This window comes from Streptococcus cristatus AS 1.3089 (assembly GCF_000385925.1).
Lineage (GTDB): Bacteria > Bacillota > Bacilli > Lactobacillales > Streptococcaceae > Streptococcus > Streptococcus cristatus_B.
Genome location: NC_021175.1, coordinates 230,181 through 256,975 on the forward strand (window position 1 = coordinate 230,181; position 26,795 = coordinate 256,975).

20 protein-coding genes and 1 pseudogene are annotated in these 26,795 nt (G+C 45.1%); 9 read left to right on the plus strand and 12 right to left on the minus strand.

Features of this window, described 5'->3' with window-relative positions; genetic code table 11:
- The first annotated feature begins 44 nt into the window (after positions 1-44).
- The 5 genes from I872_RS01155 to I872_RS01175 all read left to right on the plus strand — a co-directional run bounded on the left by I872_RS01155 (position 45) and on the right by I872_RS01175 (position 8,270).
- On the plus strand, positions 45-383 hold the full coding sequence (locus I872_RS01155; RefSeq protein ID WP_015604346.1) for a type II toxin-antitoxin system RelE/ParE family toxin: 339 nt from the start codon (positions 45-47) through the stop codon (positions 381-383).
- On the plus strand, positions 376-1,461 hold the full coding sequence (locus tag I872_RS01160) for a HigA family addiction module antitoxin (RefSeq protein WP_015604347.1): 1,086 nt from the start codon (positions 376-378) through the stop codon (positions 1,459-1,461). The genes I872_RS01155 and I872_RS01160 overlap by 8 nt, the downstream gene beginning before the upstream one ends.
- A gap of 379 nt (positions 1,462-1,840) precedes the next feature.
- Entirely contained in the window at positions 1,841-4,093 is a 2,253-nt protein-coding gene (metE, locus tag I872_RS01165) for a 5-methyltetrahydropteroyltriglutamate--homocysteine S-methyltransferase (RefSeq protein WP_015604348.1), read from the plus strand.
- Positions 4,094-4,196: 103 nt separating this feature from the next.
- On the plus strand, positions 4,197-5,075 hold the full coding sequence (metF, locus tag I872_RS01170; protein ID WP_015604349.1) for a methylenetetrahydrofolate reductase [NAD(P)H]: 879 nt from the start codon (positions 4,197-4,199) through the stop codon (positions 5,073-5,075).
- Positions 5,076-5,240: 165 nt separating this feature from the next.
- Positions 5,241-8,270, plus strand: coding sequence for an ATP-binding protein (locus I872_RS01175; RefSeq protein WP_015604350.1), 3,030 nt, complete (start codon positions 5,241-5,243; stop codon positions 8,268-8,270).
- A 78-nt stretch (positions 8,271-8,348) separates the two neighbouring features.
- On the opposite strand, the gene hutG is transcribed toward I872_RS01175, so the two are convergent.
- The 8 genes and pseudogenes from hutG to I872_RS01215 all read right to left on the minus strand — a co-directional run bounded on the left by hutG (position 8,349) and on the right by I872_RS01215 (position 18,514).
- The gene (gene hutG / locus I872_RS01180) at positions 8,349-9,338 is read right to left on the minus strand and encodes a formimidoylglutamase (RefSeq protein ID WP_015604351.1); all 990 of its coding nucleotides are present in this window, start codon (positions 9,336-9,338) and stop codon (positions 8,349-8,351) included.
- Positions 9,339-9,479: 141 nt separating this feature from the next.
- Positions 9,480-11,021 carry a histidine ammonia-lyase gene (hutH, locus tag I872_RS01185; RefSeq protein WP_015604352.1) on the minus strand — a complete coding sequence of 514 codons (1,542 nt, stop codon included), beginning with the start codon at positions 11,019-11,021 and terminating at the stop codon, positions 9,480-9,482.
- Positions 11,022-11,056: 35 nt separating this feature from the next.
- A complete protein-coding gene (locus I872_RS01190; protein WP_015604353.1) occupies positions 11,057-12,397 on the minus strand; it encodes an APC family permease in 1,341 nt (446 codons plus the stop codon).
- A gap of 75 nt (positions 12,398-12,472) precedes the next feature.
- Positions 12,473-13,072: a HutD/Ves family protein gene (locus tag I872_RS01195; RefSeq protein ID WP_015604354.1), complete on the minus strand. Its 600-nt coding sequence runs from the start codon at positions 13,070-13,072 to the stop codon at positions 12,473-12,475.
- Between the two features lie 12 nt (positions 13,073-13,084).
- The gene (locus tag I872_RS01200) at positions 13,085-14,758 is read right to left on the minus strand and encodes a formate--tetrahydrofolate ligase (protein ID WP_015604355.1); all 1,674 of its coding nucleotides are present in this window, start codon (positions 14,756-14,758) and stop codon (positions 13,085-13,087) included.
- Between the two features lie 66 nt (positions 14,759-14,824).
- Positions 14,825-15,450 (minus strand): annotated as a pseudogene (locus I872_RS01205) (cyclodeaminase/cyclohydrolase family protein).
- 14 nt (positions 15,451-15,464) lie between these two features.
- Positions 15,465-16,364, minus strand: coding sequence for a glutamate formimidoyltransferase (gene ftcD, locus I872_RS01210; RefSeq protein WP_015604356.1), 900 nt, complete (start codon positions 16,362-16,364; stop codon positions 15,465-15,467).
- 119 nt (positions 16,365-16,483) lie between these two features.
- A complete protein-coding gene (locus I872_RS01215; RefSeq protein WP_015604357.1) occupies positions 16,484-18,514 on the minus strand; it encodes a urocanate hydratase in 2,031 nt (676 codons plus the stop codon).
- A 195-nt stretch (positions 18,515-18,709) separates the two neighbouring features.
- On the opposite strand from I872_RS01215, the gene hutI reads away from it, so the two are divergent.
- Positions 18,710-19,975, plus strand: a complete 1,266-nt coding sequence (gene hutI, locus I872_RS01220) for an imidazolonepropionase (RefSeq protein WP_015604358.1) — start codon at positions 18,710-18,712, stop codon at positions 19,973-19,975.
- Positions 19,976-20,112: 137 nt separating this feature from the next.
- Here hutI and I872_RS01225 read toward each other — a convergent pair whose 3' ends face one another.
- From I872_RS01225 to sstT, 4 genes are all read right to left on the minus strand, one after another.
- Entirely contained in the window at positions 20,113-20,532 is a 420-nt protein-coding gene (locus I872_RS01225) for a hypothetical protein (RefSeq protein WP_015604359.1), read from the minus strand.
- Positions 20,513-21,421 (minus strand): phosphodiester glycosidase family protein, encoded by a 909-nt coding sequence (locus tag I872_RS01230; RefSeq protein WP_015604360.1) that lies wholly within the window; start codon positions 21,419-21,421, stop codon positions 20,513-20,515. Before I872_RS01230 ends, I872_RS01225 begins: the two co-directional genes overlap by 20 nt.
- The gene (locus I872_RS01235) at positions 21,418-22,467 is read right to left on the minus strand and encodes a bifunctional glycosyltransferase family 2/GtrA family protein (RefSeq protein ID WP_041826770.1); all 1,050 of its coding nucleotides are present in this window, start codon (positions 22,465-22,467) and stop codon (positions 21,418-21,420) included. The genes I872_RS01230 and I872_RS01235 overlap by 4 nt, the downstream gene beginning before the upstream one ends.
- Positions 22,468-22,788: 321 nt before the next feature.
- Entirely contained in the window at positions 22,789-24,006 is a 1,218-nt protein-coding gene (gene sstT / locus I872_RS01240; RefSeq protein ID WP_015604362.1) for a serine/threonine transporter SstT, read from the minus strand.
- 163 nt (positions 24,007-24,169) lie between these two features.
- On the opposite strand from sstT, the gene I872_RS01245 reads away from it, so the two are divergent.
- The 3 genes from I872_RS01245 (at position 24,170) to I872_RS01260 (ending at position 26,793) form a co-directional block, all read left to right on the plus strand.
- Positions 24,170-25,042, plus strand: a complete 873-nt coding sequence (locus I872_RS01245) for a mechanosensitive ion channel family protein (protein ID WP_015604363.1) — start codon at positions 24,170-24,172, stop codon at positions 25,040-25,042.
- Positions 25,043-25,218: 176 nt separating this feature from the next.
- Positions 25,219-26,118 carry a helix-turn-helix transcriptional regulator gene (locus I872_RS01255; RefSeq protein WP_041826771.1) on the plus strand — a complete coding sequence of 300 codons (900 nt, stop codon included), beginning with the start codon at positions 25,219-25,221 and terminating at the stop codon, positions 26,116-26,118.
- A gap of 60 nt (positions 26,119-26,178) precedes the next feature.
- On the plus strand, positions 26,179-26,793 hold the full coding sequence (locus I872_RS01260; RefSeq protein WP_015604366.1) for a GyrI-like domain-containing protein: 615 nt from the start codon (positions 26,179-26,181) through the stop codon (positions 26,791-26,793).
- The last annotated feature ends 2 nt before the right edge of the window (positions 26,794-26,795 follow it).

Here is a 26,795-nt window from a genome sequence, read left to right on the forward strand (position 1 = left end):
ATTAAATTACCCAAAAGGTAATTTAATTTAACAAAAAGGGACTTATGAAGCTTATCTATACAAACAAAACTGTTAAAAAGCAGTGCACAGAGCTGAGACAGGCGAAAAAGGATTTTTCGGATAAGGTTGCTGTAAAGTTGCATCTCTTGATCAACTTTTTGGAAGCGGCAGATTCTTTGGCTAGTGTGACAGCTTTTCCTAAATACCACTTTCACCAACTCAAGGGAAAGAGACAAGGACAGTTTGCTTTGGATATAGATGGTCGAAGGAGTTCCTATCGTTTGATTGTGTGTTTTCGTGAAGAGGATGTAGAAAAGGTGTTTCCAAATCCTGTTGAAATCGAAATACTAAAAATAGAGGAGGTCAGCAATCACTATGAGTAATAAAATTGTTGAATACAAAGACCTGATTGCTTTTCATCCAGGTCAGTATGTTGAAGAGTTGATTGAAGATTACAACGTAACGCAGAAAGAATTTGCAGAGCGTTTGGGAGTTTCAGCAAAGACTGTCAGCAAGCTCGTCAATGCGGAGGAGTCTATTAGTAAAGAAACGGCACATAAGTTAGCCAAGCTAAGTGGAGTTTCCATGCAAACTTGGCTCAATCTTCAAAATGCTTATGATGTAAAAGTGGCTGAGATTGTAGAACAAAAAGAGCTAGAAGAAGGTAGCGAGAAAGAAATCTGCGAGATGATTGATTTCAAGTATTTTAAGGAAGAAGGTTACGTTCCAGACAAACGCTATACTTTGAAAGAAAAGATTGTCGAGCTTCGAAAGATCCTAGGTGTGGCGAGTTTAGAAAATCTCTTGACTTTCAATCATCTAGTAAGTTATCGAAATACACGTGAGTTTACACCTAAAAGTATAGTAAACTCCAATATCATGCTAGAGTTAGCATCTAAAAAGGCGCGTGATAAAACGACTACTAAGCTTAATCGCAGAAAGCTGGAGAAAAGCTTGTCTGCTTTAAGAGAATTGACCAGACAAGATCCAGAGGTCTTTCCTCAACGCTTGTTTGACATCTTGCTAGATTGTGGTGTTGTCCTAGTCGGTCTACCTGCTTTGGCAAATGCTAATCTGAATGGTGCTACAAAAAAATTCGGAAATGGTAGTGCCTTGCTATTATTGACAGACCGAAACAAGGCATCCGATATTTTCTGGTTCTCACTTTTCCATGAGATTGGGCACATTTTACAGAACGATTTTTCATCTGAAGACGGAAACAGTGACTCATACCGACGTTCTGAGGAACAGGCAGACCAGTTTGCAAAAGATTTCTTGATTAGACCTGAAGACTATCAAACTTTTGTAGAAAAAGGAAACTTTGATAAGTCAGACATCCTTCAATTTGCTGAAGAAATAAATATTCACCCGAGTATTGTTCTAGGAAGATTACAAAATGAGGGCATTCTCAGTTTTGATCGTTTCCGAGAACTAAAAGCCAATTATTACTTTGTTTCTTGATTGTTTTGGAATTCTTAGAAGATGAAAAGATGCTTAAAGTTTAATACAGTTAGCAGTGGTGGCCAATTGATTCGCTCAAATTCCGCTCGTATTATTAAAAAGCGATAAGAGAAATCAAAATTTAAACAAGCTATAGTCTTTTCTAATAACAAGGCATAGTTGCTTATAAGAATTAGCGATACCCTATTTTAAGCTACAAACGAGTATGTGACTTAAAAACAAACAACACAAGGGATTTGAGACAAGTGCCTCAAATCCTTTTCTTTTGTCCATAATAGGGATATAGTTTAAAACTATATCAAATCTTAATTTTTTCCAATTATACAGACGGGTTCTTTTCTGTTAAGATAGTTTCAACAACAATTTTTGGAGGACGTTTATGTCAACGACTATCATTGGTTTCCCTCGTTTGGGTGAATTCCGCGAATTAAAATTTACAACTGAAAAATACTTTAGAAATGAAATCTCAGCAGATGAACTCTTGGCAGCAGCAAAAGACTTGCGTGCGAAACACTGGAACATTGTCAAAGAAAAAGGCATCACTGAAATCCCATCAAATGACTTTTCTCACTATGATAACTTCCTAGATGCAGCCTTCCTCTTCAACGTGGTGCCTGCTTCAGTTCAAAACTTGGACTTGACTGATCTTGAGCGCTACTTTGCCTTGGCGCGTGGTTACCAAGGTGAAAAAGGGGATGTTCGTGCCCTTCCGATGAAGAAATGGTTCAACACCAACTACCACTACATCGTTCCTAAATTTGAAAAAGACACTCAAGTCAAACTTGCAGGTCACAAAATCTTTGATGAGTTCCAAGAAGCCAAAGAACTTGGATTGAACACTCGTCCTGTCCTTGTAGGTCCATTCACTTTCCTTCAATTATCAGACTTTGAAGAAGGCGTGAAAGCAGAAGACTTCGTAGATAGCTTAGTAGCTGCTTATCAAGAAGTTTTTGCGAAATTAGCTGAACTTGGTGCGACACGTGTCCAACTCGATGAAGCGGCTCTTGTCAAAGACTTGACTGCTGAAGAAAAAGCGCTCTTCTTGAACCTCTACAACAAACTTTTGGCTGACAAGAAAGGTCTTGAAGTCTTGCTTCAAACATACTTCGGTGATGTGCGTGACGTTTACGCTGACCTTGTCAACTTGCCAGTTGATGCTATCGGTCTTGACTTCGTTGAAGGTAAGAAAACCCTTGAACTGGTTAAAGGTGGTTTCCCAGCTGACAAGACTCTCTATGCAGGCATCGTCAATGGTAAGAATATCTGGCGCAATAACTATGAAAAGAGCTTGGCTGTTCTTGAGCAAATCCCAGCTGAAAACATCGTTTTGACAAGCTCATGCTCACTTCTTCATGTGCCATTTACAACTGCTAATGAAGAATTTGAACCAGCTATCTTGAACCACTTTGCTTTTGCGGTGGAAAAATTGGATGAGATCCGTGACTTGGATGCTATCCGCAATGGTCAAGGTCAAGAAGCCCTTGCAGCTAATAAAGAACTCTTTGCAACTGAACGTGTTGGTGAAAATGCAGAACTTCGTGCGCGTATCGCTGGTTTGACAGACGCTGACTACACTCGTTTCCCAGCCTTTGCTGAACGTGAAGCCATCCAAGAAGAGGCCTTCAAACTTCCAGCTCTTCCAACAACAACCATCGGTTCATTCCCTCAAACCAAGGAAGTCCGTGCCAAACGTTTGGCCTTCCGTAAGGGTGAGTTGTCAGCAGAAGACTATGACAAGTTCTTGGCAGAGCAAATCGACGAATGGATTAAATGGCAAGAAGAAGTTGGATTTGACGTGCTTGTACACGGTGAGTTCGAGCGTAACGACATGGTTGAGTACTTCGGTCAAAACTTGTCAGGTTACCTCTTCTCTAAGAATGGTTGGGTACAATCATACGGTATGCGTGGGGTGAAACCACCAATCATCTGGGGCGATGTCACTCGTCTCAACCCAATCACTGTCAAATGGTCTAGCTATGCGCAAAGCCGTACAGACAAACCTGTCAAAGGTATGTTGACTGGACCTGTTACCATCCTCAACTGGTCATTCCCACGTGAAGACATCTCTATCAAGGATTCTACTCTTCAAATCGCTCTTGCTATCAAGGATGAAGTGCTTGACCTTGAAGCTGCAGGTGTGAAAATCATCCAAATCGACGAGGCTGCTCTTCGTGAGAAATTGCCACTCCGTCGTAGCGACTGGTACGAAGACTACCTTGACTGGGCTATTCCAGCCTTCCGTTTGGTACACTCAACAGTAGCGCCAGACACACAAATCCACACTCACATGTGTTACTCAGAATTTACAGATATCATCCCAGCTATCGACAACATGGATGCGGACGTTATTTCCTTTGAAGCAAGCCGTTCAAACCTTGAAATCTTGGACGAACTCAAAGCGAAAAACTTCCAAACAGAAGTGGGACCTGGGGTTTACGATATCCACTCTCCTCGTGTGCCGAACGAAGGGGAAATCGACAACACAATCGAAGCCATCCTTGCCAAAGTGCCAAGCAAGAAAGTTTGGATTAACCCTGACTGTGGTTTGAAAACACGTGGTATTCCAGAAACAAAAGAAAGCTTGATCCGCCTTGTCGAAGCGGCTAAAGCAGCTAGACAAAAACTGAATTAATATTATTTCTACATTTAAACTCAGCTCTGATAAACCTGCAACAAAGCTGTTTGCAGGTTTGTTATAGGCTGCTAGTTAGTAGATTGAAAGGAATTTTATCTCTATGGTGAATCGCCAAACTCCTAGTCTCTCATTTGAAGTATTTCCTCCTAGTCCGGCAGTAGGCAATGATAAGATTTTTCAGGCGTTGAGGGAGATGCAAGATCTGGCTCCCCACTTTATCAGTGTGACTGCCAGCAATAATAAATTTGATATTGAGGAGACAACGGTTCGTTTGGCTGAGTTCATCTCCAATGACCTTGAGATTCCAACGATTGCCCATTTGCCAGCTGTTTATCTAACCAAGGAAATGGTATCCAATATCTTGCAGGCTTTGGATCGTGTTGGGGTCAATCAGATTTTGGCTTTGCGAGGCGATATTTTTCCAGATGTGGCTCCTAAGGATGATTTTAAATATGCGACTGACTTGATTGAGTATATCAAGACAGAAGCACCACATTTTGATATTATCGGTGCTTGCTATCCAGAGGGGCACCCAGACTCACCAAACCAGATCTCAGATATTCAGAATCTCAAGAAGAAAGTGGATGCGGGCTGCTCTAGTCTTGTCACTCAGCTCTTCTTTGACAATGAACGTTTCTATGATTTCCAAGACAAGTGTACCTTGGCTGGGATCGATGTTCCGATTCATGCAGGTATCATGCCTATTCTGAATCGAAACCAAGCGCTTCGTCTTTTGAAAACGTGTGAGAATATTCATCTTCCGCGCAAATTCAAGGCTATTCTGGATAAGTATGAACATGATCCAGAATCCCTGCGGACAGCTGGTTTAGCCTATGCGGTGGATCAAATTGTTGATTTAGTGACCCATGATGTAGCAGGGATCCATCTCTATACGATGAATAATGCGGCAACAGCTTACCATATCTATAAGGCGACCCATGCGCTCTTTAACCATACCCCATCCGTTCAATCTTTTTAAGATGAATGAAGAAACCACTAATCAGATTCATTTGCTGTTTAGTGGTTTTTGTTTATAGGTTTTGATCATTTAGAAGCTGATAAATGATAGAGTCGTTTTTTCTTGCTTGCTAAAATGTCTTATTTTGTTTATATTAGTTTTATAAGCTTTCTTGGAGGCGTTTACATGACGAAAAATCTGTTGAGGTTGAAATTACTGGGAAGTCCGAGTATTTTTCTTAATCAGGAGAAGCTCTATTTTCCTTTTGCCAAAATCAATGCTCTGCTCTATTATCTCCATATCAATGGAACAGTCAATCGGGAGGAGATTGCAGGAATCCTCTGGGAAAACAAGGATAATCAGACCGCCAAAAAGAATCTGCGGAATACCATTTATCAGGCTAACAAGCTATTGGGCGGAGAATGGATTATTGGTCCCAACCGGACTGTGCTGTCGCTTAATCCCGAGTGTGCGATTGAAAGTGATGTAGAAATTTTCACGGACCATCCAGCAGAGCATCTGTCGCTCTATCAGGGTGATTTTCTGCAGGGCTTCTATCTCAAGGACAGTGAAGCCTTTGACTATTGGGTGTCCAAGATGCGGACGCGATATGAGCAGCTCTATATCCAGGCTTGCTACCAAAAGTTGGAAAAAGATCCGTCGAATTTGGAGGAATCAGAGCGAAATCTGCGTCGTATGATCAGTATTGATGAGTTTGATGAGAAGAATTATCATCTGCTGATGAAGCTTTATCAGGAGAATGATCGACCTGGTAAGGTGATTGAGACTTATTATAACTTGGTCAATCTCTTGGACAAGGAATTGGGGATTAGTCCGAATGAAGCAATCCAACAGCTGTATCATGAAGTGATGGCCAAGGATCGCAGTGAGCGTAAGATCAAGCAATTTTTACGTAATACAGACCACTTCTTTGGCCGAGTGGATGAAATCAAGCGTTTGGAATCTTATTTTTCTAAGATTATAGAGAGGCAAGAACCTCGTGCGCTGCTCTTAGTCGGTGGTACTGGCATCGGTAAACGGACAGTGACTCGACAAGTACTGGCTAATCAGACCAAGTATTTCCAGATTGTTATGGCAGAGTGCTTCAAGGAAGAAATGACGGTTGGATTGCAGCCTTGGCGCAGTCTGCTAGATGGCTTGGGAGACTTAGTCATTCAGCATCAGATCCTTTCGACCAGCCAGTGGCAGGTTATTTTGGATAGTTATTTTCCGATTATGGCAGGTGAAGCTTCGGATTTTGAGCTGAATACGGATCGTCTGGCTTGGTTTGTACTGGATATTTTGCAAAAGATTTCTAAGAAAAAGGCTCTGGTGATCTTGGTTGAGGACTGTCACTGGATGGATGAGGCTAGTGTGGCTGTTTTAGAGCAGGTTATGAACCATTTGAGGGATTATCCAGTAGCCTTTGTGCTGACCAAGCATCTGAGTACGCCACCTTATCTTGGACGTTTTTTCAATCGCTTATTGCTTCGTAGCCAGCTAGACTGCATTGAACTGCAGCCGCTGGATTTTAAGGCAAGTGTGGCTTATTTACAGGCCCAGACTGGACAGTTAACCATATCTGAAGAACGGCTTGAGGCTATTTATCGGGTCAGTCAGGGCATTCCTTTCTTTCTGTCGGAGTATGCGGAACAGCTTCTTCGGGGTGAGAAATTCCAGCCATTGACCTCAGCTATTAAAGCAAAACTATCTCTGAAATTAGGCTATTTGAGCAGCCAGGAGGAGGAATTGGTTGACTATCTGGCTTGCTTTAGTTCCCCTGCTTCGGTAGCGCTCTTAGCTAAGTTGCTAGGCCTATCTGTGGAAGAAGCGGTCGAAATTGCTGAAGGATTTGGGCAAAAACAGCTTTCAATAGAAGAGGAGCAGGAGGAATTGGTTTTACGGTTCAGCCAGGAGCTTTTGAGGATTTATGCTTATGAGCGCTTGCCGCTTGCCAAGAAGCGAATGCTACATCACCAGATTGCCCAAGGCATGGAAGACCAGCTGGGAGCCTCTCTTTATCATGCCCAGCTGCTCAATGACATTGCCTATCATTATAAGATGTCTAAACAACCGATTAAGTCTTTGGAGTATGAGTTGCATTATCTCGAGGCCACCTTGCAGTTTCATCATGAGCTCTTTCCGATTTATTCACGGGAGTTTGGCTTTATCGAAAAGACAGATGATACTGATCAATCAGCGGTTTTAGACCAGTTTGACCGTATCCGTAGGGAAATAGAAGGCTTAGAAAGAAAACACCAGAATCACAAAGATTTTCAGCTATTGGTTCTCCGCTTTCTCTATCTGGAAGGGCGTTATGCTATCCGGACGGGGAATTACCAGCAGGGAATGGACAATATCCAGCAGGTGATTGCTTCTGCTAAAGAGCTGCAGCAGATGGATTTTCTCCTAGAAGGCTATCGGCAGATGATCTACTATTGCATCCAGACGGAGAATATTCCTGAGATGCGCTACTATACGGAGTTGGCTCTGGATGCTTCAGTTCAGGCCAATAATCACGAAGCTATTGCAATGAATCTTCGACTTAAGGGGCTTTATCATCTCATGATTGGAGATGAGGAGCAGTCGCTCCGTCATCTCTACCAGTCTATCGATTGCTTTAGTTTGACGGCTTCGTTGCGTTCAAAGTATTCGATTCAGATTGCGGCGGCTCTAGATTATCTGGCAGAGATTGAGCAGATTCGTGGGAATTTCAAGACAGCGCTGGCTCATCAGAAAGAGGCGATTGAGCTGACGGAAAATAAAACAGCGGAGCCTTCGATTTTTGCTTTCTACATAGGATTGGGTCTGACTTATTATCAGCTAAAAGATTATGAACAGGCGGAGCGGATCTTGCTGAAAGCGAAAGTAGCCCTAAAGTCGCTCAGCTTTCCTTGGAAGGAGACCCAGCTGGAAGTTTATTTGGCCTTGATTGGCTGCGAGAAGGGGGATTACCAGCCGGTGCTTGATCTGCTGCGGAAAAAGGATAGTCTCATTAGTCGCTATGGCAATCCGCGGGACAAGGGCTTGATCTACTATCTGATGGCTGTGATCAAGTATCGCCAGCTGGCTGGCAGTTTGCAAGAAGCTGGTTTTGAAAATTTATTAGCTCAGGACTTTGAAACTTATTATGAAACAGCCAAAAGTCAGCTCAATCCCTACCGGGATCGTCATCAACTAAAGGAATTAGAAAACTTACGCCGTACCTTGTCTTAAGAATTGAACACAAATAAAAGAGGATGAAAGCAATGTTCATCCTCTTTTGATGTTTGCAATGAAGTTTTTAAATGCCTATCAGTCATGGGCTTGCGCCCAGACTTGGGTCAGGTAAAAGACAAAACTGGCCGCTAGATTAGCCGTATGGTTGTCTATATCGTGAGGGGGAGAGACTTCGACGATGTCAAAGCCAATTAGCTTGCCTGAAGCAGCTATGTGCTGGAAGACCAGCACAGCCAGATTGGGATCCACACCGAGCGACTGGATGGCACTGACACCAGGAGCGGCGCCAGCTGCAAAGCAGTCAATATCAATGGTTAAATAGACCTGCTCCTTATCGGCTAGAAAAGCATCAACTACCTTGCAGACTTCCTTATGTCCCATTTGGTAAATATCCATTCCAGTCAGGAACTGGATAGCCTTAGACTTGGCTACAAAGTCAAAGAGAAAGAGGTTGTTATTGTGCTCCTGAATCCCTAGGATGAGGTAGTTAAAGATCTGTTTCTGAGCTAAGGTGTCATCGAACATTTGACGAAAACCGGTACCGGAGTTGGGACCCGTCTGATCGTAGGGGCGTAGGTCAAAATGGGCATCCATATTGATCACAGCTAAGTTTTGGTCAGGATTTAGTGACGACTTGAGCCCCAGATAGTTGCCGTAGGCTGTTTCGTGGCCGCCGCCTAGAACGATGGGTCGGAGATTAAGCTCTCGCAGGCGTTTGACTGCTCGTGCCAAGCTTTGCTGCAGTTGTTCCAAAGAGCGGTTAGGCCCGTCGATATCGCCAACGTCAAAGACGCGAACGTTTCTACCTAGATGCCAAGGAAGTTTGGCCAGCTGAGTTCGGATAGCTTGTGGTCCTTCGACAGCCCCCACTCGGCCGTTATTGATATAGACACCCTTGTCGCTCTTGAAGCCAATCAGGGCAAAGTTCACCCCTTCAAAAGGAGTTAAGCTAGGATCATTTAAGTCCAGAAACTCAATGACCATGCCCCACTTAGCAGTATATAGATTGTCCTCTGGACCTCGCTGATAGTAACGGTTGTCTAGCTGATAGTAATCTTCTAACATGATTTTGTCCTTTTCCATAACGATACTTGCGACTTTATTATAAGAGTTTCCGCTAAGCCTGTCAATGGCTTTTGGCGGGAAAAGAAGCCCAGCTGCATGAGAGCGGGCTTCTTAGGTTAACTTTTTACAGAGTCATCAGCTTTAGAACTGAATGCTCAAGTCCACAGCCTTTTCAACGGCTGCTAGGAATTCATCGCTTTCAATCAGCTCAGAAGCCTTGTTGAGTTCTTCATAGATCTCGATGTCCTTATCAAACTCGATAAAGCGGACATGCTGACGGAAGAGGTCGTAGGCCGGCTTGGTTCCTTTACCAAGTTCATGGTTTTCTGGTTTCAGATCCAGAGCTTGGCAGGCTGCCATGATTTCTGTTGCCACGATGCGGCGAGAATTCTTGAGAATTTCAGCTGCCTTGCGTGCTGCTGTAGTTCCCATGCTGACAAAGTCTTCTTGGTTTTCACAAGATGGGATAGAGTCTACGCTGGCTGGATGAGACAGAACCTTGTTCTCAGATGCAAGCGAAGCACAAGCATACTGGGTAATCATAAAGCCAGAGTTGAGGCCAGGGTGTTTAACCAAGAAGGATGGGAGCTTGCTCAGTTGGCTATTGACCAGACGTTCTACACGACGCTCGGAGACATTTCCGATTTCAGAAATAGCGATACCGAGGAAGTCGAATGGCTGAGCCATTGGTTCACCGTGGAAGTTACCGCCTGAGATGACATGGCCTTCCTTGGTGATGATAGGGTTGTCTGTAACGGAGTTGATTTCAATCTCAACCTTGGTCTTGACATAAGCGATAGAGTCCTTGCTGGCACCATGAATCTGCGGAATACAGCGTAGAGTATAAGGGTCTTGGACCCGTTGTTGAGTGGCTACGGTCGTATTGCCACTGCCTTCTAGAAGGTTGCGGATATTGCGGGCTGTAGCTAGCTGACCGCTCTGAGGTCGAATGGTATGCAGGTCTTCTTCGAAAGGACTGGTAATACCATTATGGACTTCCATGGAAAGAGCGCCAGCGACATCTGACAGTTTAAGAAGCTGGATGGCATCATAGGTAGCCAGAGCTCCGATACCTGTCAGGACAGTCGTACCGTTAATCAGCGCCAGCCCTTCCTTAGCTGCTAGAGCAATTTTCTCGATACCGGCCTTGTCCAAAGCTTCTTGTCCAGAGAGCAATTGGCCTTGATAGTAAGCGCGCCCCAGTCCTAGCATAGGCAAAACCATGTGAGCTAGCGGTGCTAAATCTCCAGAAGCTCCCAAAGAGCCTTTTTCCGGAATGTAAGGCACGACACCTTTATTGAGCAATTCCAGAAGTTTTTCGACAGTAGAGAGACGGATACCAGAATAGCCCTTGACCAGAGAATTAATCCGAATTAACATGATAGCACGGACTGCATCTTCAGGAAGAGGATCGCCAAATCCTGAAGCATGGGTGCGAATCAAGTTTTCTTGCAGTTGAGTCGTATCTTCTGGTGAGATGCTGACATTGCAGAGAGAGCCAAATCCAGTCGTAACACCGTAGACTACCCGCTTTTCGCGGACGATGTCATCTACGATTTTACGGGAAGCTTCTACAGCTCTCTTAGCTTCTTGGTCGATTTCACAGGTGGCTCCATGGCGAGCCACTGCGATAACATCTTCAAGTGTTAGACTGTTTCCGTCTAAGTGAATCAATTTTGACATATAGAATCCTCCATTATGGGATATAATGCTTTGAGTTAGTCAGGGTTAGTAGGAACCTGTTTTCGACCGTGCATGAAGTAGTAGACTAAGCTGGCAACGGCAGCACCAATGACACCGTAGACTACGTTCATCGGATTATCAGCTACAATCATAACCAAGCTGATAACAACAGCTAGGATAGGGATGATAGGGCCGAATGGTACACGGAAGACAACCTTCTTTTCTGGATACATTTTTCTGAGTTTCAAGACCGCCAAAGCAGTTGGAATGTATTGGAAGAAACGGAAGACCACGCTGAGGGTAGCCAATTCTTCAAATTTTCCAGAGAAGAGCAGAGCGATTGAGAATGCTCCAGAGATTAAGATAGCAACTACAGGAGCGTTTTTAGCATTGGTTTCTGCAATTTTTTTAGGCAGCAAGCCTTCATCTGCGATGGCTGCACCATAACGCGGTACCATGATGGATTCACCGATATTGAGTCCAGCGATAGAGATGAGAGCTCCGATGGAGACAATCCATGCTCCAGCAGGACCAATCATTTCGACAAAGGCGTCTTGCACAGAGGCATCTGTTTGTAGGATTCGGCTACCTAGCATGGCGATAGTTCCTGCGATAATCAGCATATAGAGAACAGATACAATACTGATAGAGCCCAAAATAGCCCGAGGCACATTCTTTTCTGGGTTGCGCATTTCACCAGCAACGATAGACATGGTTTCAAAACCGATGAAACCGTAGAAAATGTAGATAGCTGTACTAGAGATGGCTTTCATGATATCCACGCCAGGTTCTAGCTGAAGAAACGGAGTGAAGTTTCCTTTGTCAATTCCTCCTTTGATGAAGAAAATTGCACATAGACTGAAAGCGACAATTGGGATGAGCTTTGCTACGGTTGCGGTCAAGGTGAACATTTTGGAGGTCTTAAGACCTGAGATATTCATCAGACTAAGTAGGATAATCAGGCTTACACTGAGCAGAAGTTCATAAGGGGCAAAGGATTTAAAAGTAATGACAAAAAGTCTCGCAAATCCTGCTGCCATTGCTGACCAAGCGATGATGGTAACCGCCCAGCCTAGGAAGCCAACATTAAATCCGACAAAGTCTCCAAAGGCTGCTTTGGAATATTGGAAGGCTCCGCCGTTTTTATTAAAATAACCAGCAGTTTCTGCCAAGCAGACGGCTAAGAGAATAACGAGAAGGGCAGTTCCCAGCATGACAGCTAGAGAAGCAGGACCCAGTCCTTTATAAATTTTTTGAGGTAGGAGGAAAATTCCTGAACCGATAACAGCATTGATACCATAGAGAGTAGCGCCAGAAAAGCTGAATTTCGCATTTTCTCGCTCTTGTTCTTGTGCAGTGAGTTTAGTCGCATTCATAATAATGTTTCTCCTTTAGAGATGTGGGATCCTTTCCAAGTAAAGATAGAACGATGATAGGACATCCCTGTATCTTTACTTAGTAGGGATATGGGTCAAACCAGCCCATATAGCAAGGGGAGCACCCGTTGGCTGGTTACTCGAAAACATTATTTGCAGCTCAGTTTCCTGAGCCTCTTTTTCCACTATCAGAAGTTGCCCTGTCTCTAGGTTAAGCGATGGCAGGCCTGTTCCTGTCACCATCAAATCACTCAAGGCATAGATAAATTGAATTGCTTCATCTTGAGTAAGTTCTTGTCCATCCGAGATGGCAAGCATCTGTCCCTGATAATGGTCGCTGTAAATTAAATTAAAGTCGGTACAAGTCCCACGACTTGTGATAGAATCACTCCCTTCGAAAAAATAGGGGGCAAAGGGAGCTAGAACCGTTTCCTCCTGCCGACTGGCATTGTGGAGATGAAGTGTGTGGTCCAGGCTCATGAGAATGCGGTGAAAGCCGCTGAGGTCAGAAAACTGACTTTCAGCTAACTCCACAGTCGCTGTTGAGAGGCGATAGTCAAAGTTACGCTTGCCATAGTGGCCAGTTGGCGGGGAAAGATAAAGCTGTTTTGTCTTTCCCCCCGACCAATCGGAAACTTGAAAATCGTTTGATTTTAGAAGGGTTATATGTGTCATTTTTAGTATTTATTAGAACAAACCGCTGATATTGCCATCTTTGTCGACGTCAATCTTTTCGCTGGCTGGCACCTTAGGCAATCCTGGCATGGTCATGATTGCACCAGTCAGAGCAACGATGAAGCCTGCACCAGCAGAAACTTTGAGCTGGCTGATCGTCACGACAAAGTCTTTAGGAGCGCCCAGTTTCTTAGCATCGTCTGAGAAAGAGTACTGAGTCTTGGCCATACAGATAGGATAGTTGGAGAAGCCCAGTTCTTCCAGTTGTTTGAGCTCATGTTTAGCGGCAGGAGTCAGGCGAACGCCTTTGCCTCCATAGACCTTAGTAACAATTTTGTTGAGCTTGGTCTCAATGGAGTCCTCTTCATTATATACAAATTGGAAGTGATTGTCTCCTTCGGCCAGTTCAACGACTTTTTCAGCTAATTCTTTACCGCCGGCTCCGCCATTTGCCCAAACGTCGGAAATTACTACGTCAACTCCGCGTTTTTGGCAGGCGTCATAAACTGCTTGCAATTCTGCTTCGGTATCCAGCGGGAATTTATTGATGGCAACGACTGCTGGCAGGCCATAAACATCTTGAATGTTTTCCAGATGTTTTTCCAAGTTTGGCAGACCATCTACAACGGCTTGGACATTTTCTTCAGCCAAATCACTCTTAGCCACACCACCGTGCATCTTGAGGGCGCGGATGGTAGCAACCAGAACTACAGCCGATGGACGAAGGCCAGATGTACGACACTTAATGTCGATGAATTTCTCAGCACCTAGGTCAGCACCGAAACCAGCTTCTGTGACTGTATAGTCGGCATATTTAAGAGCCAGCTTGGTAGCTAGGACACTGTTACAGCCATGGGCAATATTGGCGAAAGGTCCGCCGTGAATCAAGGCTGGTGTGTGTTCCAGAGTTTGAACCAAGTTTGGATGGATAGCGTCTTTGAGGACAGCCGCCATAGCGCCACCAGCTTTCAGATCCTTAGCAGTTACTGGCTTACCTTCAAAGCTGTAGCCAATGATAATCTTTTCCAAACGGTTCTTGAGGTCAGTGATATTTTCTGACAGACAAAGAATAGCCATAACCTCAGAAGCAACTGTAATGTCAAAACCGTCTTCACGCGGAACACCGTTGACCTTGCCCTGCAAGCCATCCACAATGTGGCGCAACTGCCGGTCATTCATATCAACTGCCCGCTTCCAAGTGATGCGGCGAGAGTCTATGCCTAAGGCATTGCCATGGTGGATGTGGTTGTCAATGAGGGCTGCCAGCAGGTTGTTGGCAACACCGATGGCATGAAAGTCACCAGTGAAGTGGAGGTTGATGTCCTCCATGGGTACAACCTGGGCATGACCTCCGCCAGCAGCTCCGCCCTTGATACCAAAGACAGGTCCGAGCGAAGGTTCCCGCAGAGCGATAATAGCTTTTTTACCGATAGCAGCTAGAGCATCAGCCAATCCGACAGAAGTCGTAGTCTTACCTTCTCCAGCTGGTGTCGGGGAAATAGCGGTCACGAGAATCAGTTTGCCGTCTGGCTTGTCTTTTAAAGCTTCCAGTTGGCCGGCACTGATTTTTGCCTTGTAATTTCCATAAAGAGACAAGGCGTCTTCAGCAATTCCTAGCTTTTCTGCCACTTCTTTGATGGGCTTCATTTGAACCGAGTTGGCAATTTCAATATCTGATAAAACCATATTGTTACCTCTTGAGAAAAGAAAGTCCATTCATGGGAAAGAGCGAACTTCTCTTCCGTTTATCTATTAGACAACTTTCAAAATTTCTTGATAAATTTCATCGGCTAGAGAGCAGCCTTTTTGGAGGAGTTCTTCACCCTTGCTGCGGTAGTCTGCGACGAATGCTTCATCCTTGACACCTGACAGGTTGATGAGGACATTGAGCCAAGCCCCTTGCAGGCCAGCCTTAAGGTTGAGAGCTGCTACTCCCAGGTCGCTAGCAGCATTGGTATTGGACTTACCGACAGCCTTTTGAGTCGTTTGCAGGGCAGCCAAGATGTCTTCCATCATGCCATAAGGTGATTTGGTCGCTTCCTTGAGAGCATTCTGCATCGCTTCTCGACGAGCAGCCTTGTCTTCCTCAGTTTCCTTAGGCATATCAAAGACAGCGGAGACTAGATTGAAGGCTTCAGTGTCCTTGTCGATAGCTGCGAGCAAGCTTTCTTGCAGGCGGGCACTTTCTGCGTGCACTTGAGCAATTTCTGCTTCAAATTCTGCGTATTTTTCTTGCCAAGGGTCAATTCACAGACCATTTTAGTAAGGGAAATACCGTTGGCTGCTGAAAGAGCAGCGGCAGAGCCGCCTCCTGGTGCAGGAGCATCTGAGCCTAGGACTTTGGCAAATTCTGTCAAGCTTAAATCTACTAATTTCATAGGTTTCTGTCCTCCTAGCCCAGCAAATGGTTTTCCAGAACTTGCTTGCCGTAGTCAAAGTCTTCGATTTGCAGATAGTATTCTGCTGCGTCAATCAGAGCCTTAGCTGGCGCCAAACCAATGACTTCTGAGCCGAGGATTCCAACTCCATAGCGTTTGGCTTCAAAGCGAACAGTTTCAAAGACACGATAGAGTGGGAATTTTTCCAGATTGACCATGTTGATGGAAACCTGAGCAATGTTGCGGTCTTCCAGCATAACGCCGATAGCTTTACAGTACTTGTAGCCACCGCTTGATCCACGGATGATTTTGGCAATATTGTTGGCAATTTCCAGATTGTCTGTATCCAAGTTGATGTTGTAGGCGATAAGTGGCATTCTAGCTCCGACAGCAGTGACACCAGCAGTTGGGTGAATCTTTCTTTCACCGTAGTCAGGTGCCCAGTCAGCTTCCAAGAGTTTTTCAGGCATGCCTTCAAATTGTCCTTTGCGAACCTTAGCCAAGTTCTTGCGCTCTGGACGAGTTGCAGCATCTTCATAGAGGAAGATAGGAATACCGAGTTCGCGATTGATTCGCTCAGATACGGCCTTCGCAATTTCTACGCATTCCTCACTTGTAATGTCCTTGATCGGTACAAAAGGCAGGACATCAGTTGCGCCCATACGAGGGTGTTCACCCTGGTGCTTGGTCAAGTCAATATTTTCAGAAGCGTATTTAACCAAACGGAAGGCAACTTCCTGAATGTTTTGATCGTCGCCGACCAAGGTAAAGACACTGCGGTTGTGGCTGGCATCAGAAGAGTGGTCCAAAAGTGTCACTCCTGGCACGCTCTTAGCTGTTTCCACTAGACCGTCGATGACCGCTTGGTTGCGGCCTTCAGAAAAGTTAGGAATACATTCAACAATTTTTGCCATAAGATATTACCTCGTGATATCAATAATTTTAATTTATAATATGAACTTAATAAAGTAGAACCTCCTCTTGAGCCAGGTTGATACCCAGCTCAGGTCGGAAGTTGGGGGACAAGTTTTTCCTATTCGAACAATTTCTTAACAGATTCTTTGACCAAATCTTCGTCAGTTAAGTACGGAATGGTAATGTGGTCTGTTCCTTGGTGGAGGCGGTTGTACTCGATAGCTGTCTCAATAGCATGCTCATTACGTGCCCAGTTACGACGTGCAACTCCGCCGATTGTATCCCAAGCGATAGCAGATTTGATGATTTCATCAATGCGTTCGCTACCGTCCAGTACCAAGCCAAAGCCACCGTTGATTGCTTTACCGATACCAGTTCCGCCACCGTTGTGGAGAGCTACCAGACTCATACCCCGAGCTGCGTTACCAGCATAACATTGCACAGCCATGTCGCAGGTAACATTAGAACCATCCTTAATATTAGAAGTTTCACGGAATGGAGAATCGGTACCAGATACGTCGTGGTGGTCACGGCCGATCATGACAGGACCAATCTTGCCTTCGCGTACTAATTCATTGAACTTGAGGGCGATATTGACACGACCCATACAGTCTTGGTAGAGAATCCGAGCCTGAGTTCCAACAACCAGCTGGTTCTTTTCTGCATCTCGGATCCAGTTGTAGTTGTCGCGGTCTTGGTAGCGGCGGTTAGGGTCGATCACTTCCATAGCTGCATGGTCAGTAGCGACTAGGTCTTCGTGCTTACCGCTCAGACATACCCAACGGAAAGGACCATAACCATAGTCAAAGAGCATTGGCCCCATGATATCTTCTACATAAGATGGCCAGATAAAGCCGTCTTTGTCATCAAAGCCATTCTTAGAAATTTCCTTGATGCCAGAGTCATAGACGGCCTTCATAAAGGCGTTACCGTAGTCAAAGAAGTAGGTGCCGTTGTTAGTCAAGGTCTTGATTGCCTTGAAGTGACGTTCCAAGGTTTGGTCAACCAACTTAGTAAAGGTTTCCTTGTCTTCAGCTAGGAGGCGTGTCCGCTCTTCAAAGCTGATACCAGCTGGACAGTAGCCGCCGTCATAGACATTGTGGCAAGAAGTTTGGTCAGACAGCAGATCTACATGGATATTGTTCGCGTTGACATATTCTAAGAGGTCTACGATGTTACCATGATAGGCGATAGAAGTGGATTCGCCAGCTTCCAGAGCTTTCTGAGCCAAGTCAATTGCTTCTTTTGGACTTTCGGCTAATTGACTAATCCAGCCTTGGGAGTGGCGAGTTTCAATCCGAGATTGGTCTACTTCGGCTATAATTGCTACAGCTTTAGCAATTTCAGCTGCTTTCCCTTGAGCTCCACTCATACCGCCCAGACCAGAAGAGATGAAAAGTTTGCCAGTCAGGTCGCCATCATCGGCTACACCCAGTTTCAAACGTCCAGCATTGAGGAGGGTGTTGAAAGTACCATGGACGATACCTTGAGGGCCGATATACATCCAGCCGCCGGCTGTCATTTGACCGTAGTTGGTCACGCCCATTTCTTCCGCAATTTCCCAGTCCTTCATATTGTCGTATTCACCAACCAAGAGACCATTGGTGATGATGACACGCGGAGCTTCTGGTTTAGATTTGAAAAGTCCGAGCGGGTGGCCAGATTCCACGACCAAGGTTTGATGGTCGGTCATGACTTCCAAGTATTTCTTGATGAGGTTGTACTGCATCCAGTTAGCGCAGACAGATCCAGTTTCTCCATAGGTAACCAATTCATAAGGATAAAGGGCGATTTCAAAGCTCAGGTTGTTGTCAATCATAACCTGCATAGCCTTAGCTGCGGTACAGTTCCCTTTATACTCGTCAATTGGTTTGCCGTAGATGCGTTCTTTTGGACGCCAGCGGTAGCCATAAATCCGTCCGCGAGTTTTCAGTTCTTCCAGAAATTCTGGAATCACTTCCTCATGGAATCTCTTCGGAATATAGCGAAGGGCATTTTTAAGAGCAATTTCGGTTTGAGCTTGAGTCAAACGGAAGCCTCGGTCAGGTGCGCGACGGATGCCTTCTTGGAAAACCGTTTTTTCAGGTAATACATCGTCTAATTTGACGGTCATTGCTGCTGCAATATCTTGTTCGCTGTAGAATGACATGTTTATTTCCTCCTTGTAAAATAACTTAAGATTTGACCTTATTTTATAACAGCGCCGTCAGTACAAAGTCAAGAAAATATTTCTAAAGATAAAAATATCAATATATCCAATATATATTGGTTTTTGACTATAATTTGACGATAGTGTATTATGATGGAAAGCGAATAAGTTGGAAAATGAAATGGAGGAACAAGCATGACTGCTGATTTACTATTAACTCACTTTAATCAAGTCTTCTGTCCCAAGGACCTCGGGCATCCCCTTTTTGGCGAGGAGATGAAGGAAGCTCAAGTCTTTGAGGACGGCTACATTGCAGTCAAAGACGGCAAAATCCTAGCAGTTGGCAGCGGAGAGCCGGATGCCAGTCTGATTGGACCAGATACTAAGATTCAGTCTTATGAGGGCAAGATTGCTACGCCTGGCTTGATCGACTGTCATACTCACTTGGTCTACGGTGGCAGCCGGGAGCATGAATTTGCTAAGAAGTTAGCTGGAGTCCCTTATCTGGAAATTCTTGCTCAAGGCGGCGGTATTCTCAGTACGGTTCGCGCAACGCGAGAAGCTTCTTTTGACACTCTCTATGATAAGTCTAAGAGATTGCTGGACTATATGCTGCTACATGGGGTGACGACTGTTGAGGCCAAGAGTGGCTATGGTCTGGATTGGGAAACAGAGAAGCGCCAGCTGGATGTTGTTGAGGCTCTGGACCGTGACCACGAAATTGACCTCGTTTCTACCTTTATGGCTGCCCACGCCGTTCCACCAGAATACAAAGGACGTTCTCAGGAATATCTAGAGCTTATCGTCGAGGAAATGCTTCCTCGGGTAAAAGCAGAAAATCTAGCTGAGTTCTGTGATATTTTCTGTGAAAAAGGCGTCTTTACAGCTGACGAGTCACGCTACTTGCTTTCTAAGGCTAAGGAAATGGGCTTCAAGCTTCGTATCCATGCTGATGAAATCGAGTCTATCGGTGGAGTAGATGTGGCAGCTGAGTTGGGAGCAACCAGTGCAGAGCACTTGATGGTAGCGACAGATGAGGGCATTCGCAAGATGGCGGAAGCCAAGGTTATCGGTAATCTCCTGCCAGCAACTACCTTCAGTCTGATGGAAGATACCTATGCACCAGCTCGCAAGATGCTGGAAGCTGGTATGGCCATCACTCTGACTACCGACAGCAATCCAGGCTCTTGTCCAACAGCTAACCTGCAGTTTGTCATGCAGCTGGGCTGCTTTATGATGCGTCTGACGCCAGTAGAAGTTCTGAACGCTGTAACCATCAATGCGGCCTACTCAGTTAACCGACAAGATAAGATTGGCAGCTTTGACACTGGCAAGCAGGCTGATATTACCATCCTAGATGCTAAGAATATCGACTATCCACTTTATTTCTTTGCGACTAACCTGACCCATCAGGTTTATAAAGCAGGCAAGTTGGTTGTTGATCAGGGTAGAATCGTCTAATTTTATAAGTCGATCTCATTCTCACTTGATGGCAAAGATTTTCTTAGAAGTTCTATCGTTGATCATAGAAAAAGCAGATTTGTGTTCAAGAAAAGGTCGTGGCTTCAACACCACGACCTTTCTGTTTTTTTATGAGATTAAGACATTGAGCTGGTTTCTTTATTTCCCCACACACTGCGCGTAAAGACCATGGAGAATAGAGCTAGAGCCGCAAAGGCTGCTCCTATATACCAGTAGGGTATATCCAGTGTCGTGGAGCGTCCAGAGAGATTGACGATACCACGGAAGAGCATGCCGGCTGTTATGATGGCTACAGCTGAGTTCCAGAGGTTGAGGCTGAGCCGAGAGAGGTTGGGAATCATTTTCATGAAGAGCAGGAGGAGGATACCGCCCGCTAGAGGAAGGGCAAAGAGATAGTGCATGTGGACAGATGTTTCCCCGAAACTGAAGGATTCATAGATTCTGCTGAATGCAAAGAAGAAAATCGTTAGCAGGATGTAGGAGATAGCCGTTTTTTTGAAACGTTTTTTGCTGGGATTAGTAACCGATGTAGACAATGTCGCTCACCGCCCTTTCTGAAATATTTCCGTTGGTGGTAGGCTTGTTGATGACCTGACCGTTGAAGTACATAGTGGACGAGCCGCCGCCGTCAAGGTTGTAGGCAGTCTTGACGCCATAAGATTTCATGACTTCAGCCATTTCATAGAGGGAAAGCCCCTGACTTTCTGAAGTGCGTCCGTCTGAAACGATGATGATATAGTGGTTTTCATCAATGATACCGATAGCTGTCCGGGGATTGGAAGCCATGGACTGGCCGACTTCGGACTTGGTATTCACGACAATCTCACCATTTTCTACAAGGGCTGGGCCGAAGGCCAAGAGATTGACCACACCGTCTTTGACCAGTTGTTCGGCAGAGATTTCATTTTCATAAATGATTTTAAAGGAGCCGTCTTTGTAAATGGCCAAGTCCCCATTGCTGGCGTCCTCTCGGACGGTATCACGGTAGACGACGCCGTTGCGGATGACGTATCCGGTAGAATTGGCCCCGTAGTAGTCTCCGTTAACCGCTAGAATAGCCTTGTTATTAGCCGCTGTTTCTGAAGTCTTGGCCGTGACATTGGTTCCGTAGGTGTTATTGGCGAGGGCTGTTTTCAAGTATTCAGCGGAGCTGACGGTCACATCGGCAACGTAGACTTGGGTATTGTTGACGGTCTTTTCAGTCAGGGTGACCGAGATATTGTCGTCTGAGTAGCTGGTATCTGTTACTGTGGCTGTTTCGGCAGCCTTGCTGGCAGCCTCGGCATTGGACGAAGAAGCGGTGCTTGAGACTGTGGAAATGGTCTCTGCAATGACAAAGGTTTTCAGCATGGAGTAGCTAAAGGAAGCTGTCAGAAGTAGGCTAAAAATGGAGGCGTAGGCATAGCCTTTCTTTAAAAATTTCATGATGCAGTGTGTGTCCTTTCCTTAAAAATAAATCTCTTTTGTACCATCCAAGAGACGGTGAAGAGCAGCAGTCCGACGATGATTTTGACAATCAGAAGATTGAGACCGAAGACAGCATAGAAGAGGCGAATCAGCAGTGTGTCTAAGATGAAGAGTCCCAGAGCTAGGCTGAAATAGCCAGTTCCTGTCTTGAGTATACTGTCGTCGTTCTTAAAGACCAGCTTTTTATTGGTCGAATAGTTAAAGATTGAGCTGGTCACGCGGGCAATCCCATTGGCTAGGAGAATTCTCAGGCTGGTCGGAGCAGCAGCTAAAAATAAGAGAGCCAGTGCGTAGACCGTGTAGTCCACGATGAAGCTGCTGAGAGAAGTCAGGGCGAATTTAAAGATATTTTTATAAATCATGAGTCCGTCTCTAACAGGTCGGAAGTGCGATCCTTGATTGTCATTGATATAGACCGTCTCAATGGGCACTTCCAAAATGGGGTATTCCTTGCTGGCTTCTAAGAGCATGTTCATTTCATACTCATAGCGCTGACCTTCTACCTTCAGCATAAAGGGAATCATGTTGGTCGTAAAGGCTCGTAAGCCTGTCTGCGTATCGGAGACCCCCACCCCAGTCTGGAGCTTGAAGAGAGTCCGAGTCAGACTGTTACCGAATCGGCTGCGCAGAGGCACCTTGCCAGTAAAGGCGCGTGCTCCCAGAATCAGCCGATTGGGATGTTCAGCAGCCTTGCTTGCCACGCGGAAAATATCCCAGACCTTGTGCTGGCCATCCGCATCTGCTGTGATGACGGTTCCGTATTGACCCAGAGACTGGATGTAGGTGAAGGCAGTTTTCAGCGCTTGCCCCTTGCCTTGATTGTTCTCGTGATGGAGAACAGTCGCATATTGTTCAGCCTTGTCAAAGACTGTCTGGCGCTTGGCTGAGCTACCGTCATCGATGACAATGATATGAAAATCGCTCTTGCTCTGAATTTTTTGAATCAGTTTAATCAAATTATAATCGGGCTCGTAAGCTGGAATCACTAGATAGTCCATATCCATACCTCTTTCTTAGATGATTTGTAGAAAGTATACAGATTGCGGCTTAAAGCTAGCTGATATCAGTTATCTTTAAGAAAAAGTTAAATCTTCTTTAAGGAAAAGGCGAGGAAATTGTTTCTCAGGCCAAAAAAAAACTGAGAGTGGGACAGAAATCGGTAATTCATTAGAATTCGATTTCGTCGTCCCACCTCTGCACAGTTGAGCAGGGCTGTAAAAGTTGATAAAATCAGCCTAGTATAGCCCACTCAACCACTGCGTCTTGCTCGACAATCCAAAGACAATTGAGAGGCTAGGACTTTTGTCCTAGCCTCAGCGCTTTGTTTAATAACGTTTTTCCTTGGGCCAGGTGCTCATTTCAGCAGTAGCTGTAAAAAGCACGTCTGTGGATGAGTTGAGGGCAGTTTTGCAAGAGTCTTGGATGACACCGATGACAAAACCAACACTGACGACTTGCATGGCCAGATCGTTTGGGATGCCAAAGAGGCTACAAGCCACAGGAATCAGGAGAAGCGAGCCTCCAGCCACTCCAGAAGCCCCGCAGGCGGAGATGGCCGCAACGATACTGAGCACAAAGGCTGTTCCGAAGTCCACCTGAATGCCTAGTGTATTGGCCGCTGCGAGGGTAAGCGTATTGATTGTCACCGCTGCTCCTGCCATGTTGATGGTTGAACCGAGTGGGATAGAGACCGAGTAGGTTTCAGGATTGAGGCCCAAATCTCGACAAAGTTTCATATTAACAGGGATATTGGCAGCAGAACTACGGGTGAAAAAGGCAGTGACGCCACTGACTTTTAAGCAGCGCCAAACCAGTGGATAAGGATTTTTTCGAAGAACGATGGAGACGATCAAGGGATTGACGGCCAGAGCGACAAGAGCCATGGAAGCTAATAGTAGGAGCAGGAGCATGCCGTAGCTCTTGAGCGCCTCAAATCCTTTGCCAGAAATGGTCGTGTAAACTAGTCCTAAAATACCAAAGGGAGCCAGATTGATAATCCATTCGACAATCTTTGAAGTAATATCTGCCAGTGTTTTAAAGAGTTCTTTACTTTGCTGACTGGCCTCTCGCATGGCCACCCCAAAAACAACTGCCCAAGACAGAATGCCGATATAATTGGCCTTGTTCAGGGCGTTGATTGGATTATCGACAAGGTTGAGAAGGAGATTGCTCAAAACTTGGCCGATGCCTTTCGGTGGACTAACTTCCGAGCTGGCTGCGGTTAGCTCAATGGTCACAGGATAGATATAGTTGGCGAGGACGGCGACAAGGGCAGCCGCAAAAGTTCCTATTAGATAGAGGATAGTGACGGTTTTCATATTGCTTTTCTGCCCTTTTTGGTGCTGAGAGAGGGCATTGGCAACGAGGGTGAAAACGAGCAATGGTGCGATAGCTTTTAGACCGCCGACAAAGATTTGTCCCAGTAGGCTAATGGCGCTGGCTTGTGGGAATATGAGAGCCAGCAGGGCGCCTGTGATAATCCCGATAGAAATCCGTTTGATAAGATTGGCACGATTCCAAGCAGAAAGAATTCGATGAAACATAGTAGATTCCTTTCTAAAATAAACTGCTTTCCATTACACGCTAGAGGTCGTATAAAATCAATGTTTTTTAGTATTCACTATGCGGAATAGGGATGCTTTAATGCCTATCTGTTGCCCTTTGTGGTATAATGAATAAGATTTTTGTATCTCATAGGAGGAAAGAATGACAGCTAATGGGAATGTTTTTACGCGCTATTTCCAGCAATTTGACTGGTCAGCTATTCTGGATGATGTGTTTTCGAAATTCGTCTCCTTGGTCTTTTTGTGTTTACTATTTTGGGTGGCTAAGAAAATTCTCCATCTCTTTGTGACTAGACTGATTGCGCCATCTTTGAAATTATCTCGGCAGGATGAGGCACGACAAAAGACCATTACACGTCTGATTGAGAATTTGCTCAATTATGCCCTTTATTTTCTTTTGTTCTACTGGATTTTATCCATTTTGGGCATGCCGGTCTCAAGTCTTTTGGCTGGGGCAGGGATTGCTGGTGTAGCCATTGGGATGGGGGCACAGGGCTTTCTGTCCGATCTGGTCAATGGTTTCTTTATTCTCTTAGAGCATCAGTTGGATGTAGGGGACAATGTTCGCTTGACCAATGGTGCTATCAAGATTGCAGGAACCGTTGTCAGTGTTGGGATTCGGACTACGCAGGTACGTGATGCGGACGGAACTCTTCACTTTGTGCCCAACCGAAATATCACCGTCGTCAGCAATCTTTCTCGTGGCGATATGCGAGTTCTGATTGATATTCCTATCTATGCTGAGACGGATTTGGATGAGATTTATCGGATTATCGCCGCTGTCAATCAGGAAGCTGTGCCACAACATCCAGAGATTATGAAGGAGCCTGATATTCTAGGTCCGCAGATGGCCGCTAACGGCCAGTTTAATTTTCGGGTCAGCTTGACAGTAGAGGGCGGCATGCAGACCAGTATCTATCATATTTTTTACAGGCTCTACCATGAAGCCCTGCTAAAAGAAGGAGTGGCGCTGCCAACCTTGGCTCCAGTTACAGGAAATAATGGCAAAGTTTAGCAGTGATCATGGAAACAAAAACAAACAACATCTATTGAAAATAAGATTTCTAATCACTAAAAGGATGAATGCTCAGCATTTATCCTTTTTCCTTTTAGCTTATCCGAGGTCTAATCTGCCTAAATATGACATGCTATGGCAAGTATTGTATAATAGGAAGAGGGGAAGGAGCAAGCATGCAGAATAATAGACTATTTCGGATATTGTACTACATTTTGGAGAGAGGGAAAGTGACTGCAACGGACCTAGCCGAGAAATTCGAAGTTTCGGTTCGGACCATTTATCGAGATGTAGACTCTCTAAGTAGCGCTGGGATTCCGATTTATACCACACAAGGAAAGGGTGGTGGCATAGAAATCGCAAAGGATTATGTCTTGCGAAAGTCCCTGCTGACAGCGGAGGAGAAAGAGCAGATCATGGCGGCCCTGCAAGGTCTGGAGAGCACCAGTCAGCTTTACCAGAGTGACCTACTTACAAAGCTTTCGGCGCTATTTCAAGTCAAAAATTCCAACTGGATCGAAATCGATTTTAATCACTGGCAAAATGATAAAGCATATGAAGAAACCTTTCATCAATTAAAAACTGCGATTCTAGGCAAGCACCTTGTTTCTTTTTCTTACTTGGCTAGCGATGGACAGGAGACAAATCGCTGTGTCAAGCCTGTACGTTTGTTCTTTAAAAGTCAGAATTGGTATCTCTATGCTTTCTGCCTCTTGCGACAGGAATTCAGGTATTTTAAGCTATCTCGGATGAAAAATCTAGAGCAGCTGGAGAAAAGGTTTGAGGACAGCTTTGAAGATGTCGTCTTGGAAAAAGAGCTGACCTACGAAAATACCATTAAGCTGGTAGTCAAGTTTGATCGCAAAGCGGCCTTCAGGGTTTATGACGAATTAGGCGGAGACATTCGGACAGATGCCGAAGGAAATTTATATACAGAAATTGAAATTCCCAATGACCAGCGTCTATATAGTTACATCCTGTCCTTTGGAGACGCTGTGGAGGTCTTAGATCCGCCCGAAATCCGAGTGAAAATGAAAGAAATGATTCATCAGCTGGCAGAAAAATATAAAACTTGACATAGGGTGTCAGGTATCTTCTTGTATACTAATGGTAAGAAGAGAAAAGGAGGCAGTAAGATGAAATATGAATGGAGAAAGAGTGAGAAAGGCCTTTATGGAGCCAAGCAAAAGCCAGAGCTGGTAGAGGTGCCAAGTCAACAGTTCATTGTGATCGAAGGAGAGGGCGACCCCAATGAAGCAGATTTCTCTGAGCGGGTATCTGCCCTTTATTCACTGGCCTATTCCATAAAAATGCTCTTTAAATCCATGATGAAAGATGAGGCGGAGGACAAGGTGACGGATTTCACAGTTTATCCTTTAGAAGGTATCTGGGAAAAAGCTGCTGGGGAAGGCTTCGATAAAAGTCAGCTGCGCTATCAGCTCATGATTCAGCAGCCCAATGTCATCACTCAGGATATGTTTGCGGCGGCGCTTGAGAATGTTCGCAAGAAAAAGCCCAATCCCCTCTACGATGACATCCGTTGGCAAAGCCTGCCAGAGGAGCGAGCCATTCAGGTCTTACACATAGGAAGTTATGACAGTGAGCCGGCCTCTTTTAAGAAAATGGACGAGCTGGCAAGCAGCTTGGGACTGGAGAGATGCGACCAAGTCCACAGAGAGATTTACTTGAGCAACAAAAATAGGACAGCTGAAGAAAAGTTGAAAACCATCTTAAGGTATTCCGTCAGATAGGA

What these genes read in the sequence shown, in the direction of transcription:
- hutH (WP_015604352.1), bottom strand. Translation starts at nt 11,021, where the DNA reads ATGTCAAAATTGATTCACTTAGACGGAAACAGTCTAACACTTGAAGAT.
- I872_RS01230 (WP_015604360.1), bottom strand. Translation starts at nt 21,421, where the DNA reads ATGAAATTTTTAAAGAAAGGCTATGCCTACGCCTCCATTTTTAGCCTA.
- ftcD (WP_015604356.1), bottom strand. Translation starts at nt 16,364, where the DNA reads ATGGCAAAAATTGTTGAATGTATTCCTAACTTTTCTGAAGGCCGCAAC.
- metF (WP_015604349.1), top strand. Translation starts at nt 4,197, where the DNA reads ATGGTGAATCGCCAAACTCCTAGTCTCTCATTTGAAGTATTTCCTCCT.
- I872_RS01160 (WP_015604347.1), top strand. Translation starts at nt 376, where the DNA reads ATGAGTAATAAAATTGTTGAATACAAAGACCTGATTGCTTTTCATCCA.
- I872_RS01255 (WP_041826771.1), top strand. Translation starts at nt 25,219, where the DNA reads ATGCAGAATAATAGACTATTTCGGATATTGTACTACATTTTGGAGAGA.
- hutG (WP_015604351.1), bottom strand. Translation starts at nt 9,338, where the DNA reads ATGTTAGAAGATTACTATCAGCTAGACAACCGTTACTATCAGCGAGGT.
- I872_RS01215 (WP_015604357.1), bottom strand. Translation starts at nt 18,514, where the DNA reads ATGTCATTCTACAGCGAACAAGATATTGCAGCAGCAATGACCGTCAAA.
- sstT (WP_015604362.1), bottom strand. Translation starts at nt 24,006, where the DNA reads ATGTTTCATCGAATTCTTTCTGCTTGGAATCGTGCCAATCTTATCAAA.
- I872_RS01200 (WP_015604355.1), bottom strand. Translation starts at nt 14,758, where the DNA reads ATGGTTTTATCAGATATTGAAATTGCCAACTCGGTTCAAATGAAGCCC.
- hutI (WP_015604358.1), top strand. Translation starts at nt 18,710, where the DNA reads ATGACTGCTGATTTACTATTAACTCACTTTAATCAAGTCTTCTGTCCC.
- I872_RS01245 (WP_015604363.1), top strand. Translation starts at nt 24,170, where the DNA reads ATGACAGCTAATGGGAATGTTTTTACGCGCTATTTCCAGCAATTTGAC.
- metE (WP_015604348.1), top strand. Translation starts at nt 1,841, where the DNA reads ATGTCAACGACTATCATTGGTTTCCCTCGTTTGGGTGAATTCCGCGAA.
- I872_RS01190 (WP_015604353.1), bottom strand. Translation starts at nt 12,397, where the DNA reads ATGAATGCGACTAAACTCACTGCACAAGAACAAGAGCGAGAAAATGCG.
- I872_RS01195 (WP_015604354.1), bottom strand. Translation starts at nt 13,072, where the DNA reads ATGACACATATAACCCTTCTAAAATCAAACGATTTTCAAGTTTCCGAT.
- I872_RS01235 (WP_041826770.1), bottom strand. Translation starts at nt 22,467, where the DNA reads ATGGATATGGACTATCTAGTGATTCCAGCTTACGAGCCCGATTATAAT.
- I872_RS01175 (WP_015604350.1), top strand. Translation starts at nt 5,241, where the DNA reads ATGACGAAAAATCTGTTGAGGTTGAAATTACTGGGAAGTCCGAGTATT.
- I872_RS01260 (WP_015604366.1), top strand. Translation starts at nt 26,179, where the DNA reads ATGAAATATGAATGGAGAAAGAGTGAGAAAGGCCTTTATGGAGCCAAG.
- I872_RS01155 (WP_015604346.1), top strand. Translation starts at nt 45, where the DNA reads ATGAAGCTTATCTATACAAACAAAACTGTTAAAAAGCAGTGCACAGAG.